Here is a 17649-nt window from a genome sequence, read left to right as displayed (position 1 = left end):
AAGTATAGTTTTGCTTTAATTTTATATAAACATCTCTGCTAAACCTTGTAAAAACATCCCTTATGATCTTAGATGATACCTGGGTATCGGTAGAAGCCGTATCCGACGATGATATTCCGTTGCTGGTCCGCTACAGACCCAATTTATCAAACTTTTTTGAAACCGGTGTTTACCTGCAGCGGATGGATGTAACCTGGAACTATGAATCATTTGATCCGTCATTGTTGCCCCCAACTGATGAAATGTTGCTGATGGAACAGGTAGAGGATGCTTTAGTCGATCTGCTTGAAGATGGTCATCAAAGCATACTGGCCTTTGTATTTACCGGCGAAAACGAACGCTGGTGGGCCTGGTATACCACAGATATTGAGGAAGCAGGCGACAGGTTAAACGATGCCTTATCCGAATTTGATGAACTCCCGATTAATATCACGGTTATTGACGACCCGGAATGGGAAGAATATTTTGGTGTAATGGAAGATTTTGGAGAGGATGGGAAATAAAGATTGCCCCCGGTTAACCGTTAATTCCGATGCCCGTTTGGCCGTTCCAACTTCTGAAATGGTATTTTGAGGATATTCAAAAACTTGCCGGTAGTTTCTTTATCCATATGGGTATCAATGCCGAAACGGGTGTTTTCCTGTTCAAGTTCGCCAAAGGTGCCAAAAAGCCTGTCCCAAATACTTAGTACATCGCCGTAATTACGGTCGGTATGTGGTAGTTGATAATGATGGTGTACATGGTGCAGGTTAGGAGTTATAAAAATCAGGCCAACAATTTTGTTAACACGTTGTGGTAACCTGAACTCGGTATGGGCCAGGATATTAAATAATGATTGAAAAGTTTGCCTCAATACCAAAACGCCAATTGCCGGGCCGCAAATAAATACCCAAAGCATTAAGCAACAGGTGCGTACACAGGTTTCGCCGGGATGTTCACGTACTGTGGTCGAAACGTCAACATGAAGATCGCTGTGATGCACGAGGTGAAATTTCCACAGCGGATCTATCTTGTGCATTACCACGTGATAAACGTATTCGCAAAGGTCAAGCAGCATAAAAAGGCTTATATAGTAAACCCATTTATTATGATGACCGGGTATGTAATTGATTAGCCCCCAATGATGTGCGTTGGTCCAGCCAACTATGAGTAAAACAATCGTGGTAAGTAATAGTTGGATAGGGAGGGCTGTGAAAATGAACAGCAGGTTGGTTTTATTGTGCTGCCAGCGTTTTTTTACCGAAATCATACCAGAAGCAACGCAGACTTCCATCAGCCACAGTGAGCAGATAATAAAAGCATATAAAGCAACTTGCACAGCATCCTGATGCCGGTCGAGGAATTGGGTAATAGTCATTCTTAAATTAGTAGGGTAATCGCCTTTGATATTAGAAGGCAATTAGAATGCAATATCTTTTTTTTGAATGAATGTTTGATGAAGTATGTTAAGCGGTTGTTAATGTACTGTGAATGGAAGAGGAGCACATTTGACAGTATAATTTGTCCTGGGTTATCCGAACGCTGAAAAATCATTATAAATTTATCATATGAAGATTCCGAAAATTACCGGCATAATTGACAGGCGCATATTGGTGAACTTTACCGCGGATGCGGACATAGCAAAAAAAATAGTGCCACCGCCCTTTACTCCCAAGCTTGTTAACAGCAAAGCTATAGCAGGGATCTGTTTGATCAGGCTTAAGCACGTTCGCCCTAAAGGTATGCCTGCTTTTTTAGGCGTAGGTTCGGAAAATGGCGCACATCGAATAGCCGTACAATGGGAGGAAAACGGGGAATTGAAAGAAGGAGTTTATATACCTCGACGGGATACCTCGTCCTTATTTAATACGATTGCAGGTGGCAGGGTATTCCCCGGTAGACATCACCAGGCCAAATTTGACGTTAATGAGCACGACGACCAATATCACGTGGCTTTCACCAGTTCGGACGGAACGGTGATTAGTGTGGATGCAAAAGTTGCTGATGAACTCAATCCGGATTCGATATTCGGGACGCTTGATTGATGTAGCTTCTGATTTCTTTAAGGCCGGGGCAACGGGATATTCACCCAATGGCAATAAGTATGAAGGGTTAGTGTTATATACCGATAACTGGAAAGTACAGGCGCTCGAAGTGAGTGCTGTTAAATCAAGCTTTTTTGAAGATGAAAGCATTTTTCCGAAGGGTTCAGTAACGTTTGACAATGCGTTACTTATGACCAATGTTCAGCACGATTGGTCATCCGGCTGCGATAAACCGATGGTGGTGAGCGCTTAATTATTACTTTTAAATATCTTTGCGCTTACGCAAATGAAATTATCAGCTACAGAACAATCCACGGGCGGCGATCTGCTGCTGCTTATCAATGAAAAACATTTCGACAGGATGTTTTTTACCCGCGATCGTCAGCATAAATACCTTACCATAGCCTGGAACCGTGGCGAAAAGCAAACTGTAACCATCGATGAGGTGGATTATGATTTTCTGCCCAACACCATTCTGCCCCTAATGGTTAACCAATCTTTCCGTTTTGAGCGGCCTGAAGATATAGTAGCCTGGCAGTTTAACCGCGATTTTTATTGCATTGTTGATCATGACGAAGAAGTAAGCTGCGTGGGCTTCCTGTTTTATGGTAGCTCCGACCAGGTTTTCGTTACCCTTGACGAAGCCATGCAGTTTAAACTGCAACGCTTGTTGGATATTTTTATAGAAGAGTTTGAAACAGCAGATAATATCCAGATAGATATGCTCAGGATGCTGCTGAAGCGGCTTATCATTATCGTAACCCGCCTTGCCAAGGCGCACAGCGGGCCTCGTGAAGTTTTGGCCGATGAAAAATTTGGTACCATTCGTAAGTTTAATTTGTTGGTAGAGAATAATTACCGTGAACACCATACCGTGGCTTATTATGCGCAGCAGTTAAATAAATCGCCTAAAACGCTTTCCAACCTTTTTGCCCTGTATAACCATAAGACGCCTTTACAGGTGATACAAGAGCGTTTGATTATTGAGGCGAAGCGCCTGTTGTATTATACTGATAAATCGGCCAAGGAAATTACTTATGAATTGGGTTTTGATGACGCAGCTTATTTTAGCAATTTCTTTAAAAAACACACCTCATTTTCACCAACCGATTTCAGAAATAATAAGGTTTTAGTTGCCGAAGGGAAATAATTACAAGTACCCGGGAAATTTGCCCATTCCGCAGGGCTGCTTAAGTTGCCACCTTTGTATTGTTAATTCAAAACAACAAAAATTAACGTTACAAAAATGAAAACTTTCGCAATTCCAACAAGAGAACAAGTAACTCCAGAAAACCAAGCCATATTTGATACATTAACAAAAGTGGTAGGCCGTGTGCCAAACCTGTTTGCAGTTTTTGCAACTTCAGATCATGCGCTGGCTAACTATATAACTCTTTCAAACGGTAAAACATCTTTACGTGCTAAAGAAAAAGAAGCCGTAAACCTTATCGTGAGCCAGGTAAATGATTGTGCTTATTGTTCTGCCGCACACACTGCCATTGCTAAAATGAATGGGTTTAATGATGACCAGATCGTTGAGATCCGTGGCGGTTCAGCTTCATTCGACGCGAAAATTGATGCTTTAGTTAAGGTAGCTAAATCAATTACCGAAAATAAAGGCCATGCCGATCATCAACTGGTTGAAAACTTTTACGCTGCCGGTTATACACAAGCTAACCTGATTGACGTAGCCGTAGCAGTGGGCGATAAAACAATTACCAACTATGTATACGCCTTGACCCAGGTGCCGGTTGACTGGCCTGCTATTCCTGAATTGGTTAAATAATATCCCTGATTTATAATTATAGTTTACACCCTTATGCCCGCCCTGCACTGCAGGGTGGGCATAAGTATTTATCTTTAAATTGTTTACATCATGAACTTTGCACGTTTTGCTTTTACCGATGGTGTTAAAAAGCTGCAGCAAAAATATGGCAGCCGTAGTAGTTATGCCCGTATGGAAAGCCTCATGGCTGATAAAGATGGCATTTCCGAACCTGAACAAATATTTATTGAAAGCCGCGACAGTTTTTATATGGCCAGTATAGGCGAAAACGGCTATCCATATATTCAGCACAGGGGAGGCCCTGCCGGTTTTATCAAAGTTATAGATAACCATACTATTGGAGTGGTTGATTTCAGGGGGAACAAGCAATATATTTCGGTTGGTAACGTGATGACCCATCCGCAGGTATCTTTATTTTTGATGGATTATCCGCATAAAACAAGGCTCAAGATCTATGCTGATGCCCGTATTGTTGAACTTGCCGACAATCCCGAATTATTTGACCTGATTGATCCCGCTGAGTACAAACATACACCTGAAAGAATGCTCGTTTTCGATGTAAAAGCATTCGACTGGAATTGTCCGCAGCATATTACACCGCGCTACACCGTTGAGGAAATTAAGGAAGCCTTCGCACCGCAAAATGAATATGTGCTTAAACTGGAGTATGAAATAGCTAAGCTAAAAAAGCAACTGGAAGAAAAATAAGCGGCTTTGATAAATAGACCGCAATAGTTTACCTTTAATTAATGCTGATAACAGCAGGCGTAAATTAATGAACATAATTCAACAAATAATCCCCATGCTTGCCTACGAAGATGGTATTGCGGCCATGAACTGGTTGTGCGATGTTTTTGGTTTTACTGAAAATATGCGGATGACGGATGCGGCTGATCACCTTGCTCATGGGGAGCTCAAAATGGGCGAAAGCCTGGTTATGCTGGCTGAGCCTACGTCCCATTATCAAAGCCCGGCACATCATGCCCAGAATTGTGATATCGCTGCTAAATGGAGCGCTGTACCTTATATTATCAACGGGGTTTTGGTGTATGTAGACGATGTTGAACAGCATTACAGAACTGCTAAAAGTAAAGGCGCAACGATATTAAGTGAATTGGAATATGGCTTTCCCGGCACCCGCTATCGTGCTGCCGACCTGGAGGGGCAGCGCTGGATGTTTATGCAAATTAAAAGAGATTAAACCACCTTATGACTACGCTGTTCCATTTATTGTTTGTTGTAATTAAATCATCCATTCTTGGGTTGCTTTATACCCCGGTAGTCTGGTTTTTATGGGTGCTGTTTTTAAAAGCACAAAAAAAGTATACCGGCTTTAAATGGTTCAGCGTATTTGCAGTTTATAAAATTGTCAGTATATCGCTGATCGTGTTTTCCTTTACCTATTATGGCAATCATGGCCTCGGCGATGAATCCCGGATTCCTTTGGGGCATGGAGAAGCTATGGAGGAGAGCGACCAGTTTGCTTATTTTGTGCCTAAAGGGAAAAGTGAACAAATCCATGTGGATACTTATTTTAAAAGGCGATAACCTTTGCATGTCGATTGATTCGGGATATAAAGTTTATAACTTAAGAACTAAAGGTGTTGTTAATTTCAGTGATGAGCCAATGTATAACGCTTTTGCTGTTTCATACGGTTTACCATTATCGCGGCATTTAAAAGATTTCAGATCGCAATATGATGAATACTGGAGCGGATGGCGGTTTTGGCTGCTGCCATAGTAAATTATTGGGTTCAAATAGCCGTGATAGCAAGTTTTAATCAAAACTTTCGCATATTTTATATCGTACACCAATATAATAGATATTTTTGTGCGTTGTAGGCAAAAGGCACATTAATGGTGTCCATGTACATACAACAGGTTTACTGTAATATTTACAGTTGTACTTATTAACTTTATTTTTAATTTTATAAAATTCAGAACACTAAGGTGTTGCCTGTTATAAACCAAACTATAATAATTGTTGATGGAACTTACGAATAAAGGGGTAAAAGGCAGCCAGTTAAAAAATATGATCATTAAAAGGCTTTATTTTAATAAGGCCATGTCGTGTGCCGGATTAAGTGAGTTATTTGATAAAAGTATCCCGTCTATAGCCAAAGCTATAAACGAGTTAATGCACGAGGGTTTTGTGGTTGAACAGGGGTATGCCCCTTCAAGCGGCGGCCGTCGCCCGTTAATGTATTCGGTAAAGTCAAGCGCTATGCACATTTTAGCTATCGCGCTCGATCAGCTCACCGCCCGTATCCAGATGTTTGATCTGCTGAATAATCCGGTTGCCGATATGCTTACCTTTGAGCTTAAACTACTCAATAACCCCGAGGCGTTGCCCACGCTGGTTGAGCAGATTAACAACTACATAGCAAACAGTGGGATCCCTAAAGATAAGATTGCCGGAATAGGCATCGGTATGCCCGGCTTCATCAATATCACCGAAGGTATCAATTATACCTACCTTGATGCCGGCGGACAAAGCTTAACTGCCTACCTTACTTCCAAAACAGGCATCGCCACTTATATCGATAATGATTCAAGTCTGATAGCCCTCGCCGAACAAAAATTTGGTATTGCCAAATCACAGCAGGAAGTTATGGTAATAAACCTGGGCTGGGGTATTGGCCTGGGGATGATCGTAAATGGAAAACTGTTCCGCGGCCACAACGGTTTTGCGGGCGAGCTAAGCCATATCCCGCTATCGGAAGATGGTTCCCTTTGCGAATGTGGTAAACGCGGCTGCCTGGAAGCCGAAGCATCATTATTGGTAGTTGCTCAAAAAGCCATAGCAGGTATCAAAAAAGGCCGTGTAACCAGCTTAAAATATAATGAGGAAGATCACTCCAAACTAATGGGAGATGCCCTGATAGAGGCTGCCAATAACGGTGACCAGTTTGCTATCGAACTGTTATCCGACGCCGGTTATAAAATAGGGAAAGCCCTGGCCATCCTTATCCACATCATGAACCCCGCCATCATCGTATTAAGTGGTCGCGGAGCTAAAGTTGCCAAGATACTGATGGCCCCGATACAACAAGCCCTTCACAAGTACTGTATCCCGCGTCTGGCAGGCGGTACCGAACTATTGGTATCTGAACTTGGGTTTGATGCTGAGTTAATTGGTGCGGCTGTATTGGTAATGGAAAACTTTGACAGGGTGGTGAAAAGCAAAGCTGCAAAAGCGGCTAAAAGCGCGGCAGCGTAAAAAATATCCGGTTACCGTCATTGCGAGGCACGAAGCAATCGCGAACTATACAGAGGTACTTGCACAGTTACTCTGCTAATTGGGGATTGCTTCGTACCTTATAATGAGGTATTGGGGGGATGATCTTTATTTTCATCCAAACACTTTCTCCGAAAATTCCATCGCCTCCTGGAATTTATCCATATTAAGCCCTGTGGGCTCATTTTGTATTTTAAGGTAGCCTATCAGGTTTTCGGTAGCAATGTTGCCTGTGAGGTCGTCTTTGGCCATTGGGCAGCCTCCGTATCCTTTTAATGCAGTATCAAAACGCTTGCAGCCGCTTTCATAGGCTGCTGTTATCTTAGGTTGCCAGGTATTTGGTGTGGAATGAAGATGGATGCCAAACTCAACGTTGGGGAATAACCGACAAAGATTAGGATAAATACTGCCGATCTGTGCCGCATCTGCGATGCCTATAGTATCGGCAAGGGCAATGTCCTTTATTCCCTCGGTTGTCATTTTTTCAGCCCATTGTTCAACAATGCCGGTATTCCATTCATCGCCATAGGGATTACCAAAACCCATAGAGAGGTATACCAATAACTGTTTGCCGTTTTTACCACACAATTCATTCATGCGCTGCACATTTTCAAAGGCTTGCGTTATAGTGGTATTGGTATTTCTAAGCTGAAATGTTTCGGATATGGAAAATGGATAACCAAGGTAAGTGATCTCTTCATGTTTAGCCGCGTCTTCTGCCCCGCGATAGTTGGCTATAATAGCTAATAGCTTTGACCGAGTATTACTCAGATCGAGTTTCTTTAATACCTCCGCTGTGTCCTGTAACTGGGGGATAGCCTTGGGCGATACAAAGCTGCCAAAATCTATCGTATCAAAACCCACCTGTAAAAGCAGGTTAATGTATTCCGCCTTTATATCGGTAGGAATAAAATCATGAATGCCCTGCATGGCATCGCGGGGGCATTCGGTTATTTTGATGCTCATTTTTGGAAATCTTAGGTTTTAAGTCTTAAGTCAAAAGTCATCAATTTAGTTTAGAAAACGCTAAACTTCCAATTTAAAACTTTTGACTTAAGCCTTAAAACCCGAGACTTTAGATTCAGGACTTAAGCTAATCAACTGTATTAGGCAAATGCTGATCCTCAGTTAAGCCTTCACGCTCAAATTTGCGGATAATAAGCCTTGTACCGCCATTATAGGTTACATAGCTCGATACCCAGTTAATGAATACAATCACCTTATTACGGCCGCCTAAAAGCGATATCAGGTGCACAAACATCCATACAAGCCAGGCAAAAAATCCCTGGAATTTTACTTTGCCCAAATCGGCCACCGCCTTATTGCGGCCAATAGTTGCCAATGAGCCTTTATCGTTATACTTAAACGGTGAGGTTTGTTCGCCGTTAATGATATGAATGATATTTTTAGCCACGTGCTGGCCCATTTGTATGGCTACCTGCGCTACGCCGGGGTGTCCCTTAGGGGTTTCATCGGTGATCATGGCTGCAACGTCGCCAATTGCAAATACGTTGTTAAAGCCGGCAACGCGGCCAACGCTATCCACTTTTATTCTATTTCCACGTTCAATAACCTCTTTATCAAAGCCATCGGGCACAACACCCATAACCCCGGCACTCCAGATCACATTTTTGGTGCGAATGCTTTTACCGCCTTCAAATTTGATTTCCTCGCCGTCGTAGCTTTCCACCTTTACGCCGGTTAGCACTTCAACGCCCATATTGGTCAGGAAGGTGCGGGCCGCGTTGGATGCCTGGTCGGAGAAGGGGCCAAGTACTTTCGGTAAAAAATCGACCAGGTACACCTTCATGTCCTCCTTTTTAAGTTCAGGGTAGTCTTTAGTCAAAACGTGATTACGAAGCTCGGCCAGTGAGCCTGCAAGCTCAACACCCGTTGGGCCAGCGCCTACCAGTACAAAAGTAAGGTAGGGATCGCGCTCGGCCTTGCCAACTTTAAGCAGGGCTTCTTCAATGTTCTGCAAAATAGAGTACCGGAGGTTCAAGGCCTCGGGGATCGACTTCATCGGCATGGAATAATGCTCGATATCTTTATTGCCAAAAAAGTTGGTTGTTGAGCCTGTTGCTATCACCAGGTAATCATAAGCTATATTGCCTATGGTGGTTTCGAGTATGTTATTTTCCGCATCCACCCTGGTTACTTCGGCAATCCTAAACCGGAAATTTTTTTGACTGGCAAAATTTTTCCTTAATGAGAAAGCTATCGACTCCGATTCGAGGCTGCCCATAGCCACCTGGTATAAGAGGGGCTGAAAGGTATGGTAGTTGTGCTTATCCAGCATCAAAACGTCCACAGGTTTGTCCTTTAGTTGTTTTGCTACCTGCAGGCCGCCGAAGCCGCCGCCTACGATCACTACAAGTGGAAATTTTGAATTATTTGATGTGTTCATTTGTGCAGGGTATCTGTTAAAAAACTTTTTAAGGGCAACGTAATGCGCTTTTGGGAATATAGCGCAATCTCCGTGCCGCCAATAACATTTATATGAAATACGGTGTAAGTATAGTTCATTGTACGCGATATGCAACACCATCTGTCGGTGATATTATGGCTTTTTCTAATGAGCAGTATTGCATTGTACATCAACAAAAAAGGCCCCAAATTACTTTGGAGCCTTTCAATAATTTATTCTTTTCCTTATTTCAGGTCTTTCTTTCCAAAGTCAACGATCACCGGTGTTGCCACACAGATCGACGAGTATGTACCGAAAAGAACACCAATTAATAACGCGAACGAGAAGCCTTTGATAACGTCACCACCAAAGATGAACAATACTAACAATACGAATACCACGGTTAATGCAGTGATAATTGTACGGCTTAATGTACTGTTGATGGCTTTGTTGATGACCTCTTCTGGTTTTTCGTTTTTGTTAGAGTGATCAAGGAACTCGCGGATCCTGTCAAATACTACCACGGTATCGTTAATTGAATAACCAATAACCGTTAATATAGCCGCAATAAACGCCTGGTCAATATCCAGTGAAAACGGAAGGAAGCCATTGAACAACGAGAAGAACGACAATACCAATAAGGCATCGTGAGCGGTTGCAATCATGGCACCCAAGCTGAACTGCCATTTACGGAAACGGATCAGGATGTAAGCCGAAATCACAAAGATTGCGAACAATACCGTGTAAATAGCTGATGTTTTTAACTCATCGGCAATAGTAGCACTTACTTTTGAACCACCTAAGTCGCTGTTAGCAATTTTGGTTTCGGGTTTTTTATTTAACAAGTCCACCAGTGTGCCTTTTACTTTAGCATCAGCAGCTGTTGAGTTATCGTTAAACAAATAGTTGGTAGTGATACTGAATTTATCCCCCATGGTTTTAACCTCGGTACTACGGCCTAAGGTAGCATCAATAGCCTCGTGAATTTGTTCTGTAGTTACCGCTTTGTTGGTAAAGCTAACAATGTAGTTACGGCCGCCTTCAAAATCCACACCGTAGGTAAAGCCGCGGGTGAAGATAGATACCAAACCCGCTGCAATGAACAAGCCCGAGAAAATGTAAAACTTAGTACGGTTTTTAACAAACGCAAAGTTTGCATTTTTGAAAGTATGTGAGCTCCATGGGTTTGAGAACTTGATATCCATTCCTTTGTCAAGCATCCACTCAAATATAACTCTTGAGATCAATAGTGAACAGAACAATGAAGTAGCGATACCGATCATCAATGTAGTTGCAAAACCCTGGATAGGGCCTGAACCGAATACGAACAGGATTAAACCGGTAAGGAATGTACTGATCTGTGAATCGAGTATTGAAGGTAATGCATGTTTGAAACCATCGGCAACTGCAATCCTTAATGATTTGCCTAAGTTTAATTCTTCACGTACACGTTCATAAACCAGTACGTTGGCATCTACCGCAATACCTAAGGTTAATACGATACCCGCAACACCAGGTACCGTCAATACCGCACCTAAGCTGGTGAGTACGCCCATCAGGAAGAAAATGTTGATAATTACCGCAACTACCGCTACAGTACCTGCACGGTTGTAATAAGCGATCATGAAGATCAACACCACAACTAAACCTAAGATACTTGAAGTAATACCTGCTGAAATAGCTTCCTGCCCTAATGACGGACCTACAATTGACTCAGATACGATGTGGGCAGGAGCCGGTAAACGGCCTGCTTTTAATACGTTGGCTAAGTCGCGCGTATCATCAATGGTAAAGTTACCGGAGATTGATGATACACCGCCCGAAATTTCGTTTTGTACGGTAGGAGCAGAGTATACGTTATCATCTAAAACGATGGCGATAGCTTTTTTGTTGGTGCCCGATGATGCTTCGGCCGTAACCGCACGCCATTTTTGAGCACCTTCTGAGTTCATGATCATCACAACCTCAGGGCTGCCTTTCTGGTCGTTATCGGCACGGGCGTCGTTAATTACGTCGCCTGATAATACCGGGCCATTTTCGGCACCAGTAAGTTTAATAGCGTATAACGCGAAAGTTTTGGTGTTTTTGATGGGTTTTACTTCCCACAAAAATTTGATGTTACGTGGAATAACTGCTAAAACATCTGCACTGTGCAGGTATGAATTTACTTTAGCAGTATCCTGAAGTGGAGCATAACCAACAACAGGGCCCTGGCCTAATTGCTGCTGGCCGTTTGCACCCTGGCCAACGTTTAATGACATTACTGCAAACAACGGGTGTTGTGCAGCTAATTTTGTTTTGCTTAATGAAGCAGCTGAAGTATCGTTTTTAGCAGCATTCTTTTGAACTTTGCTTAACAATGAACCTCCTTTAGCTGTATCAGCTTTTCCGGCTGCAAGTTTAGCAGTGGTATCAGCTTTCGCTGATTTACCAGTGTCCGCTTTGGCAGTTTTGCTTTTTGCCGCAAGCAGGTTGTCAATGTTGATCAGGTACTGGTAAGCTTCCGCATTATCAAAAGTTTCATAGAACTCCAATTTGGCAGAACCCGAAAGCAATTTGCGAACACGCTCTGGTTCTTTAACGCCTGGCAGCTCAACTAAAATCCTGTTTGAGCCTTGTTGCAACTGGATGTTTGGCTGGGTTACACCAAACTGGTTGATACGGGTGTTTAAAACAGTAAATGATTGTTTAACCGCAGTTGAAGCCAAATCCTCAAGATAAGTTTTAACCTCGCTGTTTGAAGCGTTGAACTTCAGGTGGTCCTGGTTATCTTTTGTTGAAAAGATAGCGGCAAGTTTACCATTGGGGTTTAGCTTTTCGTACTCGCTTACAAATAAAGCGATGTAATCTTTTTGGTTGGTTTGAGCATTGGCCTGCAATTTATCGGCGTTAGCCAAAGCCTGGTTAAAAGTAGCATCAGGATTGTTGTTGGCAATTTTCCTAACCAGCTCATCAAGCTGGATCTGCATAGTAACGTTCATGCCACCCTTAAGGTCAAGACCTAATGCAATTTCCCTTTGCAATACATAAGCGTAATCATGTTTTAATAGCGGATAAACCGGTTGATTGGAAATAGAATCCAAATAAGCTTTTTCTTTCTCAGGATCTCCCTTTGAGTATACTTTGGCATCCTCCCTAACCTTATGGGCCACCCACGTAAATGATAGCTGGTATAAGCACACCACTGCCAGTAGTATGGCGAAAAATTTAATAACCCCTTTGCCTTGCATCGAATTTGTAATATGTAATAAATTAGTTTATAAGCTTTTTTTCAATAAGGCAGCAAATCTAATAAAATTTCGTAAGCACAAAATTTTAAATTAAAACAAAATCATGACAAAAAATGTTAGCGCCGCACAAGTGTGATAAAAGAATATTTATACTTGTTTTTTTCGTCGGGCTCAAAATCTTCACGATCTGTTTCCTGCCATTCATCAGGATTTAATTCCGGGAAGAAGGTATCGCCTTCAAAATCCTGGTCGATAATGGTGAGATATATGCGGTTTGTAAAGGGAATAGCCTGCCGGTAGATCTCAGCTCCGCCAACAATAAAAACTTCGTCCTCGGCCTTGCAAAGCTCAATAGCCGCTTCAATGGATGGTACTACCTCGCAACCTTCAATACTGATGGCCTGCCGGGTAATAACAATGTTGCGGCGTTTGGGCAAGGGCTTACCAACCGAATCAAAAGTTTTACGGCCCATGATCACGGTATGCCCGGTAGTAACATCTTTAAAATGCTTCAGATCATTAGGCAAATACCAGAGTAATTTATTGTCTTTACCGATAGCGTGGTTTTTGGCTATGGCTACGATGATGGATAAAATCATTTTATTTGGTCATTAAGTCATTGCGTCATTTGCTTCGTGTCATTTTGCTTTGCATCATTTTACTTCGCGTCATTGAGTCATTTTTTGACTTGTAGTTATGCATTGCCTTTCCCAATGAATTTGATATAGATGTTTAATTTTACGTGAATTGTTTCTAATTCCCGGAGCAGCGATTGATATTCGTCGTCATTGATCAGGCTTCTCGTATTTGCCTTTTTGAGCCAACCTTTGGTTTCAATTACTGATCCGCGGCTAAAATAGCAGAAGTTCTTATTCTCCTTGTAATGATAGCGTCCAAATCCTTCAGCAATGTTTGCACCAATCGAATCAGATGAGCGAACAATTTGTTTACCCAAAGTGTCTTTAGCAAAGTATTCCCATTTAGCCACTATAAACCAAACCCTGTCGGAAAATGCTTCTGAAAGATTATACACTTCAAGTTCTTCAATTCTATTACTCATGATAAGATTAGGACAGCTAAAAGCAGGACAAGCAAAAAATGACTTAATGACCCAATGACGCGAAGCAAATGACCAAACTACACCGCCACTTCGGCCTTAATATGCGGCCAGGGATCATAATTCTCCAAAGTGAAATCTTCAAACTTGAATGAGAAGATATCTCTTACCTCCGGATTGATTTTCATGGTTGGCAGGGGGCGAGGATCGCGGCTTAGCTGCAGGCGCGCCTGGTCCATATGGTTGTTGTACAAATGGGCATCACCAAAAGTGTGTATAAAGTCGCCAAGATCAAGGTCGCATACCTGTGCCATCATCATGGTGAGCAACGCATAGGAAGCTATGTTGAACGGAACGCCAAGGAAAATATCTGCACTGCGTTGGTACAACTGGCACGAAAGTTTTCCCTTTTGTTCCCCCTTCAGGGGGTTAGGGGGCTCTACGTAAAACTGGAACAAACTATGGCATGGCGGCAGGGCCATCTGGTTAACCTCGGCAACGTTCCAGGCCGACACGATGATACGGCGCGAGTCGGGATTGTTTTTAAGCTGGTTCACCACCTGTTTGATCTGGTCGATATGACCGCCATCTGGTGTAGGCCACGAGCGCCACTGTTTGCCGTACACGGGGCCAAGGTCGCCATTTTCGTCGGCCCACTCGTCCCATATTTTTACGCCATTTTCTTTCAGGTAGCGGATATTGCTGTCGCCGCTCAAAAACCAGATGAGCTCATGGATGATAGATTTGAGGTGCAGTTTTTTGGTGGTTACCATCGGGAAACCATCCTTGAGATTGAAACGCATCTGGTAGCCAAACACACTTACTGTACCGGTGCCGGTTCTGTCATGCTTTTGCGCTCCGGTTTCCATCACATGTCTCATCAGGTCAAGATACTGTTTCATTTTATTTTAAGTTAGATTCGGTTGATTGAGTTAAATTGGGTGATTAGGTTAATGCTTTGAGAAGGCAATGACTTAATGACCTAATGACTCAATGACCAAAGTTTCAAAAGGCAAAGAAAAATAATCTACCTTTGGTTTCCTACGGATGTTGGCAAATACATCACGTGTTAATTAATTTGTATGATTTTATTTCCGAATGCAAAAATAAACATCGGCCTCAATATTACCGAACGCCGGCCGGATGGTTATCATAATCTCGAAACCATTTTTTACCCTATCGACATTAAAGACGCCCTTGAAGTAGTGAAAAGCGACAAATTTAGCTTCACCTCAAGCGGGCTGGATATTCCTGGCCTACCGGAGGATAATCTCTGCGTTAAAGGTTATCAAATGCTCAAGCAGGACCATGACCTGCCACCGGTGAGCATTCATCTGCATAAGCATATCCCGATAGGCTCGGGGTTGGGCGGGGGATCGGCCGATGCCGCATTTTTTATCAGGTTGATGAATGATGAATTTAAACTCGGTCTTTTGGTAGATGAAATGACCAATTACGCGCGCAGCCTCGGTGCCGACTGCGCTTTTTTCATCGAGAACAAACCTGTGTTTGCTTTTGAACGCGGTGATGAATTTGAGAACATCAGGCTCGACCTGTCGGCTTACAAAATTGTGTTGGTAATGCCGCCTGTCCATGTATCAACAGGGGAAGCTTTTCGCGGTATAAAGCCGACCCCGGTAAAAGATTCATTGTTCGATTTGATCAACGAACCGATAGCTGATTGGAAGAAGCTTATCAAAAATGATTTTGAACAAACCGTGTTTGAAAATCATGCAGAAATCAGAGGCATCAAAGCGGCCCTTTATGAGGCAGGGGCCATATACTCAAGCATGAGTGGAACCGGAGCATCCGTGTTCGGTATTTTTGCTGAAACTCCCGATTTGAAATTTTTGGAAGGGGAGAACCAAGTGTTCTATTTGTGATGTCGGATTTCGGATGTTTGATTTCGGATTTGGTAGGATTCGGGAAGCTGTCCCGAAGCAAAATAAAAGCATCATTGCGAGGTACGAAGCAATCCCCGATTGGCAGGCCATCCGTGTATTGTTTGGGATTGCTTCGTACCTCGCAATGACGTTGTGATATAAAGCAATTCTGCTACCAAACTTAATCATCCTGCTGCATGTAAATGCCGGATGATTTATCGATCATTTTATCAGTCGATAGACCATCCGGCATTTTCTTTAAAAGAAATATCCGATTCCAAAATCCTATTTCCAAAATCCGAAATCAAACATCTGAAATCCGAAATCAAAGCCCCGCGTCTTCACTCACGCCTCGCCCTATGCCTTCCACCCAATCGTGCTCGCCCCAGCCTTTGGCAATAGCGGTTAATAAACGGCCGTGTACGGCGTTTGCAATAGGCATGGGCATCTCGCTTGTCTGCGATAATTTAAATGCGAGGCGCGCATCTTTATAACCCAATTTTGATTTGAAGCCTACTGGTTGATATTGCTTGCCGGCAAGGGCCTTGCCGTAGCTCTGGAAAATTGGAGCGTTGAAAAGCGTCGAGCTGAAAAAGTCGGCTACCTGCATTCTGCTTAGTCCGTTTTTTTCGGCAAGGGTGAATGCCTCGGCCATCATTTCCATGGATGCCATGATCATAAAATTGCCTGCTATTTTAACCACATTTGCACCTCCCGCCGAGGGGCCAAAATCAATCACTTCCTGGCCAAGTAAATCAAGTATAGGACGAGCATCAGTTTTAGTTTGTTCATCACCCGAAACGCAGATCCAGAGCTTACGTGCAGCGGCTGCTTCGGGCCTTCCGAATACAGGAGAAGCGAGGTAACGATTTCCTGCCTGTTCATGTAACCTGGCCAGTTCTTCAGAAGTTCCAGGTGAAATAGTGCTCATGGATATGTGTACAGCATTTGGCTGTAGCGTTTTTAAAATTCCGCCGTCGCCTACAGCCGATTCTCGCAGCACTTCGTCATCTGATACCATAGTGATCAAAAATGGCACATTTGCCGCGGCTTCGGCAGGACTCTGGCATTTGGTTACACTGTCGGTGCCAAGCTCGTCTACCTTTGAAAGTGTGCGGTTGTAAACCTGCAAATGGTACCCTGAGTCAATGAGGTTTTTGGCCATGCTGGTACCCATGTTGCCAAGGCCTATAAATCCAATCTTTGTTTTCATATTTTAGCTGATGTATTCCCTGTCTTCGTCACTTAGTGTATCGGTGTCGTCTTTTTTGTGCATGGCGTCATGATAGCCTTCAATATCGAACTTTTGTTTTTTAGGCCATGCCACGATCAAACCCAATATAAAACCTGTTACCGCAACTACCAGCATCATCATTAGTTTGGATACCCTGAAAGTGGCGAACAAAAATTTGAAGTAAACCTCGTCGGTATTTTGCATTAGTACGATGGTAAGCAAAACTGCGATGGCTACAATGACTATTGTTTTAATGCTCATGATGGATGTTGGTTTTAGAGTAATACAATATCCGCTTTTTAAATGTTTAATAAAAATTGATCTCATGTAAATCGAGGTCATGGAATTTGATCGCGAAATAGTGCGGAGATGTGTCTGCATTTTTAGGTTCATATTTTATTGGCTGTGTCCACCTCTGGTAGCTCTTCAATTTTAAGTCGCCCAGATTTTGCCCGGTTGATAATTGCCCTTTCAAAAATGAGGTGACAATAACCGCAGTGAAATTTTGCCCGTATTTTTCAAAGGCTAAAATCAGAACTTTTAATACCCCTGGAATTTGATATTGCGAGGATTTCTTTCGCCCAAAATTTCTTTGCGAGAATCCTACGAGAGTGAAAAAAAATCCGTTCGAAAACTGATTTTGTATACAAGCAGGAGAGATGCTGCGATTTTTTTTGATTCCCGAATAGTTACTTCATTACACTTTGTAAATTGGGTTTTGACTTTTGGTTGATTAGAAGGTTTACACTAAATAATTACATGTATTTATTTGATTTTTAAATTTATATGA

Annotated in this window: 20 protein-coding genes; 11 read left to right on the top strand and 9 right to left on the bottom strand. The window is 42.7% G+C overall.

The annotated features are described in order from the left end of the window. The first annotated feature begins 62 nt into the window (after window positions 1–62). Window positions 63–503 carry a DUF695 domain-containing protein gene (locus tag IEX80_RS09545; RefSeq protein WP_090526468.1) on the top strand — a complete coding sequence of 147 codons (441 nt, stop codon included), beginning with the start codon at window positions 63–65 and terminating at the stop codon, window positions 501–503. Between the two features lie 20 nt (window positions 504–523). On the opposite strand, the gene IEX80_RS09540 is transcribed toward IEX80_RS09545, so the two are convergent. Beyond that, a complete protein-coding gene (locus IEX80_RS09540; protein WP_090526469.1) occupies window positions 524–1357 on the bottom strand; it encodes a sterol desaturase family protein in 834 nt (277 codons plus the stop codon). A gap of 190 nt (window positions 1358–1547) precedes the next feature. On the opposite strand from IEX80_RS09540, the gene IEX80_RS09535 reads away from it, so the two are divergent. The 9 genes from IEX80_RS09535 to IEX80_RS09500 all read left to right on the top strand — a co-directional run bounded on the left by IEX80_RS09535 (window position 1548) and on the right by IEX80_RS09500 (window position 7030). Continuing rightward, the gene (locus IEX80_RS09535; protein WP_229701575.1) at window positions 1548–2024 is read left to right on the top strand and encodes a DUF2071 domain-containing protein; all 477 of its coding nucleotides are present in this window, start codon (window positions 1548–1550) and stop codon (window positions 2022–2024) included. Further along, window positions 2017–2277 (top strand): hypothetical protein, encoded by a 261-nt coding sequence (locus tag IEX80_RS27785; protein WP_229701574.1) that lies wholly within the window; start codon window positions 2017–2019, stop codon window positions 2275–2277. Before IEX80_RS09535 ends, IEX80_RS27785 begins: the two co-directional genes overlap by 8 nt. A gap of 33 nt (window positions 2278–2310) precedes the next feature. Further along, on the top strand, window positions 2311–3174 hold the full coding sequence (locus IEX80_RS09530; RefSeq protein ID WP_188832745.1) for a helix-turn-helix domain-containing protein: 864 nt from the start codon (window positions 2311–2313) through the stop codon (window positions 3172–3174). A 96-nt stretch (window positions 3175–3270) separates the two neighbouring features. Further along, complete coding sequence (locus IEX80_RS09525; protein WP_112655760.1) at window positions 3271–3810, top strand: carboxymuconolactone decarboxylase family protein; 540 nt, start codon at window positions 3271–3273, stop codon at window positions 3808–3810. Between the two features lie 90 nt (window positions 3811–3900). Then, on the top strand, window positions 3901–4518 hold the full coding sequence (locus tag IEX80_RS09520) for a pyridoxamine 5'-phosphate oxidase family protein (protein ID WP_188832744.1): 618 nt from the start codon (window positions 3901–3903) through the stop codon (window positions 4516–4518). Window positions 4519–4585: 67 nt separating this feature from the next. After that, the gene (locus IEX80_RS09515; RefSeq protein ID WP_090526479.1) at window positions 4586–5011 is read left to right on the top strand and encodes a VOC family protein; all 426 of its coding nucleotides are present in this window, start codon (window positions 4586–4588) and stop codon (window positions 5009–5011) included. Between the two features lie 8 nt (window positions 5012–5019). Then, the gene (locus IEX80_RS09510; protein WP_090526481.1) at window positions 5020–5358 is read left to right on the top strand and encodes a hypothetical protein; all 339 of its coding nucleotides are present in this window, start codon (window positions 5020–5022) and stop codon (window positions 5356–5358) included. Beyond that, a complete protein-coding gene (locus IEX80_RS09505; RefSeq protein WP_090526483.1) occupies window positions 5330–5551 on the top strand; it encodes a hypothetical protein in 222 nt (73 codons plus the stop codon). The genes IEX80_RS09510 and IEX80_RS09505 overlap by 29 nt, the downstream gene beginning before the upstream one ends. Before the next feature lie 246 nt (window positions 5552–5797). Further along, window positions 5798–7030 (top strand): ROK family protein, encoded by a 1233-nt coding sequence (locus IEX80_RS09500; RefSeq protein ID WP_090526485.1) that lies wholly within the window; start codon window positions 5798–5800, stop codon window positions 7028–7030. 132 nt (window positions 7031–7162) lie between these two features. On the opposite strand, the gene IEX80_RS09495 is transcribed toward IEX80_RS09500, so the two are convergent. From IEX80_RS09495 to IEX80_RS09470, 6 genes are all read right to left on the bottom strand, one after another. After that, a complete protein-coding gene (locus IEX80_RS09495) occupies window positions 7163–8014 on the bottom strand; it encodes a hydroxymethylglutaryl-CoA lyase (RefSeq protein WP_090526487.1) in 852 nt (283 codons plus the stop codon). A 127-nt stretch (window positions 8015–8141) separates the two neighbouring features. Beyond that, the gene (locus IEX80_RS09490) at window positions 8142–9455 is read right to left on the bottom strand and encodes an NAD(P)/FAD-dependent oxidoreductase (RefSeq protein ID WP_188832743.1); all 1314 of its coding nucleotides are present in this window, start codon (window positions 9453–9455) and stop codon (window positions 8142–8144) included. 245 nt (window positions 9456–9700) lie between these two features. Then, complete coding sequence (secDF, locus tag IEX80_RS09485) at window positions 9701–12685, bottom strand: protein translocase subunit SecDF (protein ID WP_188832742.1); 2985 nt, start codon at window positions 12683–12685, stop codon at window positions 9701–9703. Between the two features lie 116 nt (window positions 12686–12801). Further along, window positions 12802–13284 carry a dihydrofolate reductase gene (locus IEX80_RS09480; RefSeq protein WP_188832741.1) on the bottom strand — a complete coding sequence of 161 codons (483 nt, stop codon included), beginning with the start codon at window positions 13282–13284 and terminating at the stop codon, window positions 12802–12804. Window positions 13285–13379: 95 nt separating this feature from the next. Beyond that, complete coding sequence (locus IEX80_RS09475; RefSeq protein ID WP_188832740.1) at window positions 13380–13745, bottom strand: four helix bundle protein; 366 nt, start codon at window positions 13743–13745, stop codon at window positions 13380–13382. A 77-nt stretch (window positions 13746–13822) separates the two neighbouring features. After that, a complete protein-coding gene (locus IEX80_RS09470) occupies window positions 13823–14644 on the bottom strand; it encodes a thymidylate synthase (protein WP_188832739.1) in 822 nt (273 codons plus the stop codon). A 180-nt stretch (window positions 14645–14824) separates the two neighbouring features. On the opposite strand from IEX80_RS09470, the gene ispE reads away from it, so the two are divergent. Further along, the gene (ispE, locus tag IEX80_RS09465) at window positions 14825–15625 is read left to right on the top strand and encodes a 4-(cytidine 5'-diphospho)-2-C-methyl-D-erythritol kinase (RefSeq protein WP_188832738.1); all 801 of its coding nucleotides are present in this window, start codon (window positions 14825–14827) and stop codon (window positions 15623–15625) included. Between the two features lie 325 nt (window positions 15626–15950). On the opposite strand, the gene IEX80_RS09460 is transcribed toward ispE, so the two are convergent. After that, window positions 15951–16838: an NAD(P)-dependent oxidoreductase gene (locus IEX80_RS09460; RefSeq protein WP_188832737.1), complete on the bottom strand. Its 888-nt coding sequence runs from the start codon at window positions 16836–16838 to the stop codon at window positions 15951–15953. Between the two features lie 3 nt (window positions 16839–16841). Continuing rightward, on the bottom strand, window positions 16842–17120 hold the full coding sequence (locus IEX80_RS09455; protein WP_167516085.1) for a lipopolysaccharide assembly protein LapA domain-containing protein: 279 nt from the start codon (window positions 17118–17120) through the stop codon (window positions 16842–16844). Window positions 17121–17649: the final 529 nt, after the last annotated feature.

The sequence above is a fragment of the Mucilaginibacter rubeus genome, from assembly GCF_014643835.1.
Lineage (GTDB): Bacteria > Bacteroidota > Bacteroidia > Sphingobacteriales > Sphingobacteriaceae > Mucilaginibacter > Mucilaginibacter rubeus.
Note: the sequence above shows the minus strand (reverse complement) of the source record. Positions and strands in the feature narration are given on the sequence as shown.

Coding starts and splice junctions, on each gene's coding strand:
- ispE (WP_188832738.1), top strand. CDS start 14,825: ATGATTTTATTTCCGAATGCAAAAATAAACATCGGCCTCAATATTACC.
- IEX80_RS09530 (WP_188832745.1), top strand. CDS start 2,311: ATGAAATTATCAGCTACAGAACAATCCACGGGCGGCGATCTGCTGCTG.
- IEX80_RS09510 (WP_090526481.1), top strand. CDS start 5,020: ATGACTACGCTGTTCCATTTATTGTTTGTTGTAATTAAATCATCCATT.
- IEX80_RS09455 (WP_167516085.1), bottom strand. CDS start 17,120: ATGAGCATTAAAACAATAGTCATTGTAGCCATCGCAGTTTTGCTTACC.
- IEX80_RS09520 (WP_188832744.1), top strand. CDS start 3,901: ATGAACTTTGCACGTTTTGCTTTTACCGATGGTGTTAAAAAGCTGCAG.
- IEX80_RS09540 (WP_090526469.1), bottom strand. CDS start 1,357: ATGACTATTACCCAATTCCTCGACCGGCATCAGGATGCTGTGCAAGTT.
- IEX80_RS09515 (WP_090526479.1), top strand. CDS start 4,586: ATGAACATAATTCAACAAATAATCCCCATGCTTGCCTACGAAGATGGT.
- IEX80_RS09535 (WP_229701575.1), top strand. CDS start 1,548: ATGAAGATTCCGAAAATTACCGGCATAATTGACAGGCGCATATTGGTG.
- IEX80_RS09475 (WP_188832740.1), bottom strand. CDS start 13,745: ATGAGTAATAGAATTGAAGAACTTGAAGTGTATAATCTTTCAGAAGCA.
- secDF (WP_188832742.1), bottom strand. CDS start 12,685: ATGCAAGGCAAAGGGGTTATTAAATTTTTCGCCATACTACTGGCAGTG.
- IEX80_RS09505 (WP_090526483.1), top strand. CDS start 5,330: ATGTGGATACTTATTTTAAAAGGCGATAACCTTTGCATGTCGATTGAT.
- IEX80_RS09525 (WP_112655760.1), top strand. CDS start 3,271: ATGAAAACTTTCGCAATTCCAACAAGAGAACAAGTAACTCCAGAAAAC.
- IEX80_RS09495 (WP_090526487.1), bottom strand. CDS start 8,014: ATGAGCATCAAAATAACCGAATGCCCCCGCGATGCCATGCAGGGCATT.
- IEX80_RS09480 (WP_188832741.1), bottom strand. CDS start 13,284: ATGATTTTATCCATCATCGTAGCCATAGCCAAAAACCACGCTATCGGT.
- IEX80_RS09490 (WP_188832743.1), bottom strand. CDS start 9,455: ATGAACACATCAAATAATTCAAAATTTCCACTTGTAGTGATCGTAGGC.
- IEX80_RS09545 (WP_090526468.1), top strand. CDS start 63: ATGATCTTAGATGATACCTGGGTATCGGTAGAAGCCGTATCCGACGAT.
- IEX80_RS09500 (WP_090526485.1), top strand. CDS start 5,798: ATGGAACTTACGAATAAAGGGGTAAAAGGCAGCCAGTTAAAAAATATG.
- IEX80_RS09460 (WP_188832737.1), bottom strand. CDS start 16,838: ATGAAAACAAAGATTGGATTTATAGGCCTTGGCAACATGGGTACCAGC.
- IEX80_RS09470 (WP_188832739.1), bottom strand. CDS start 14,644: ATGAAACAGTATCTTGACCTGATGAGACATGTGATGGAAACCGGAGCG.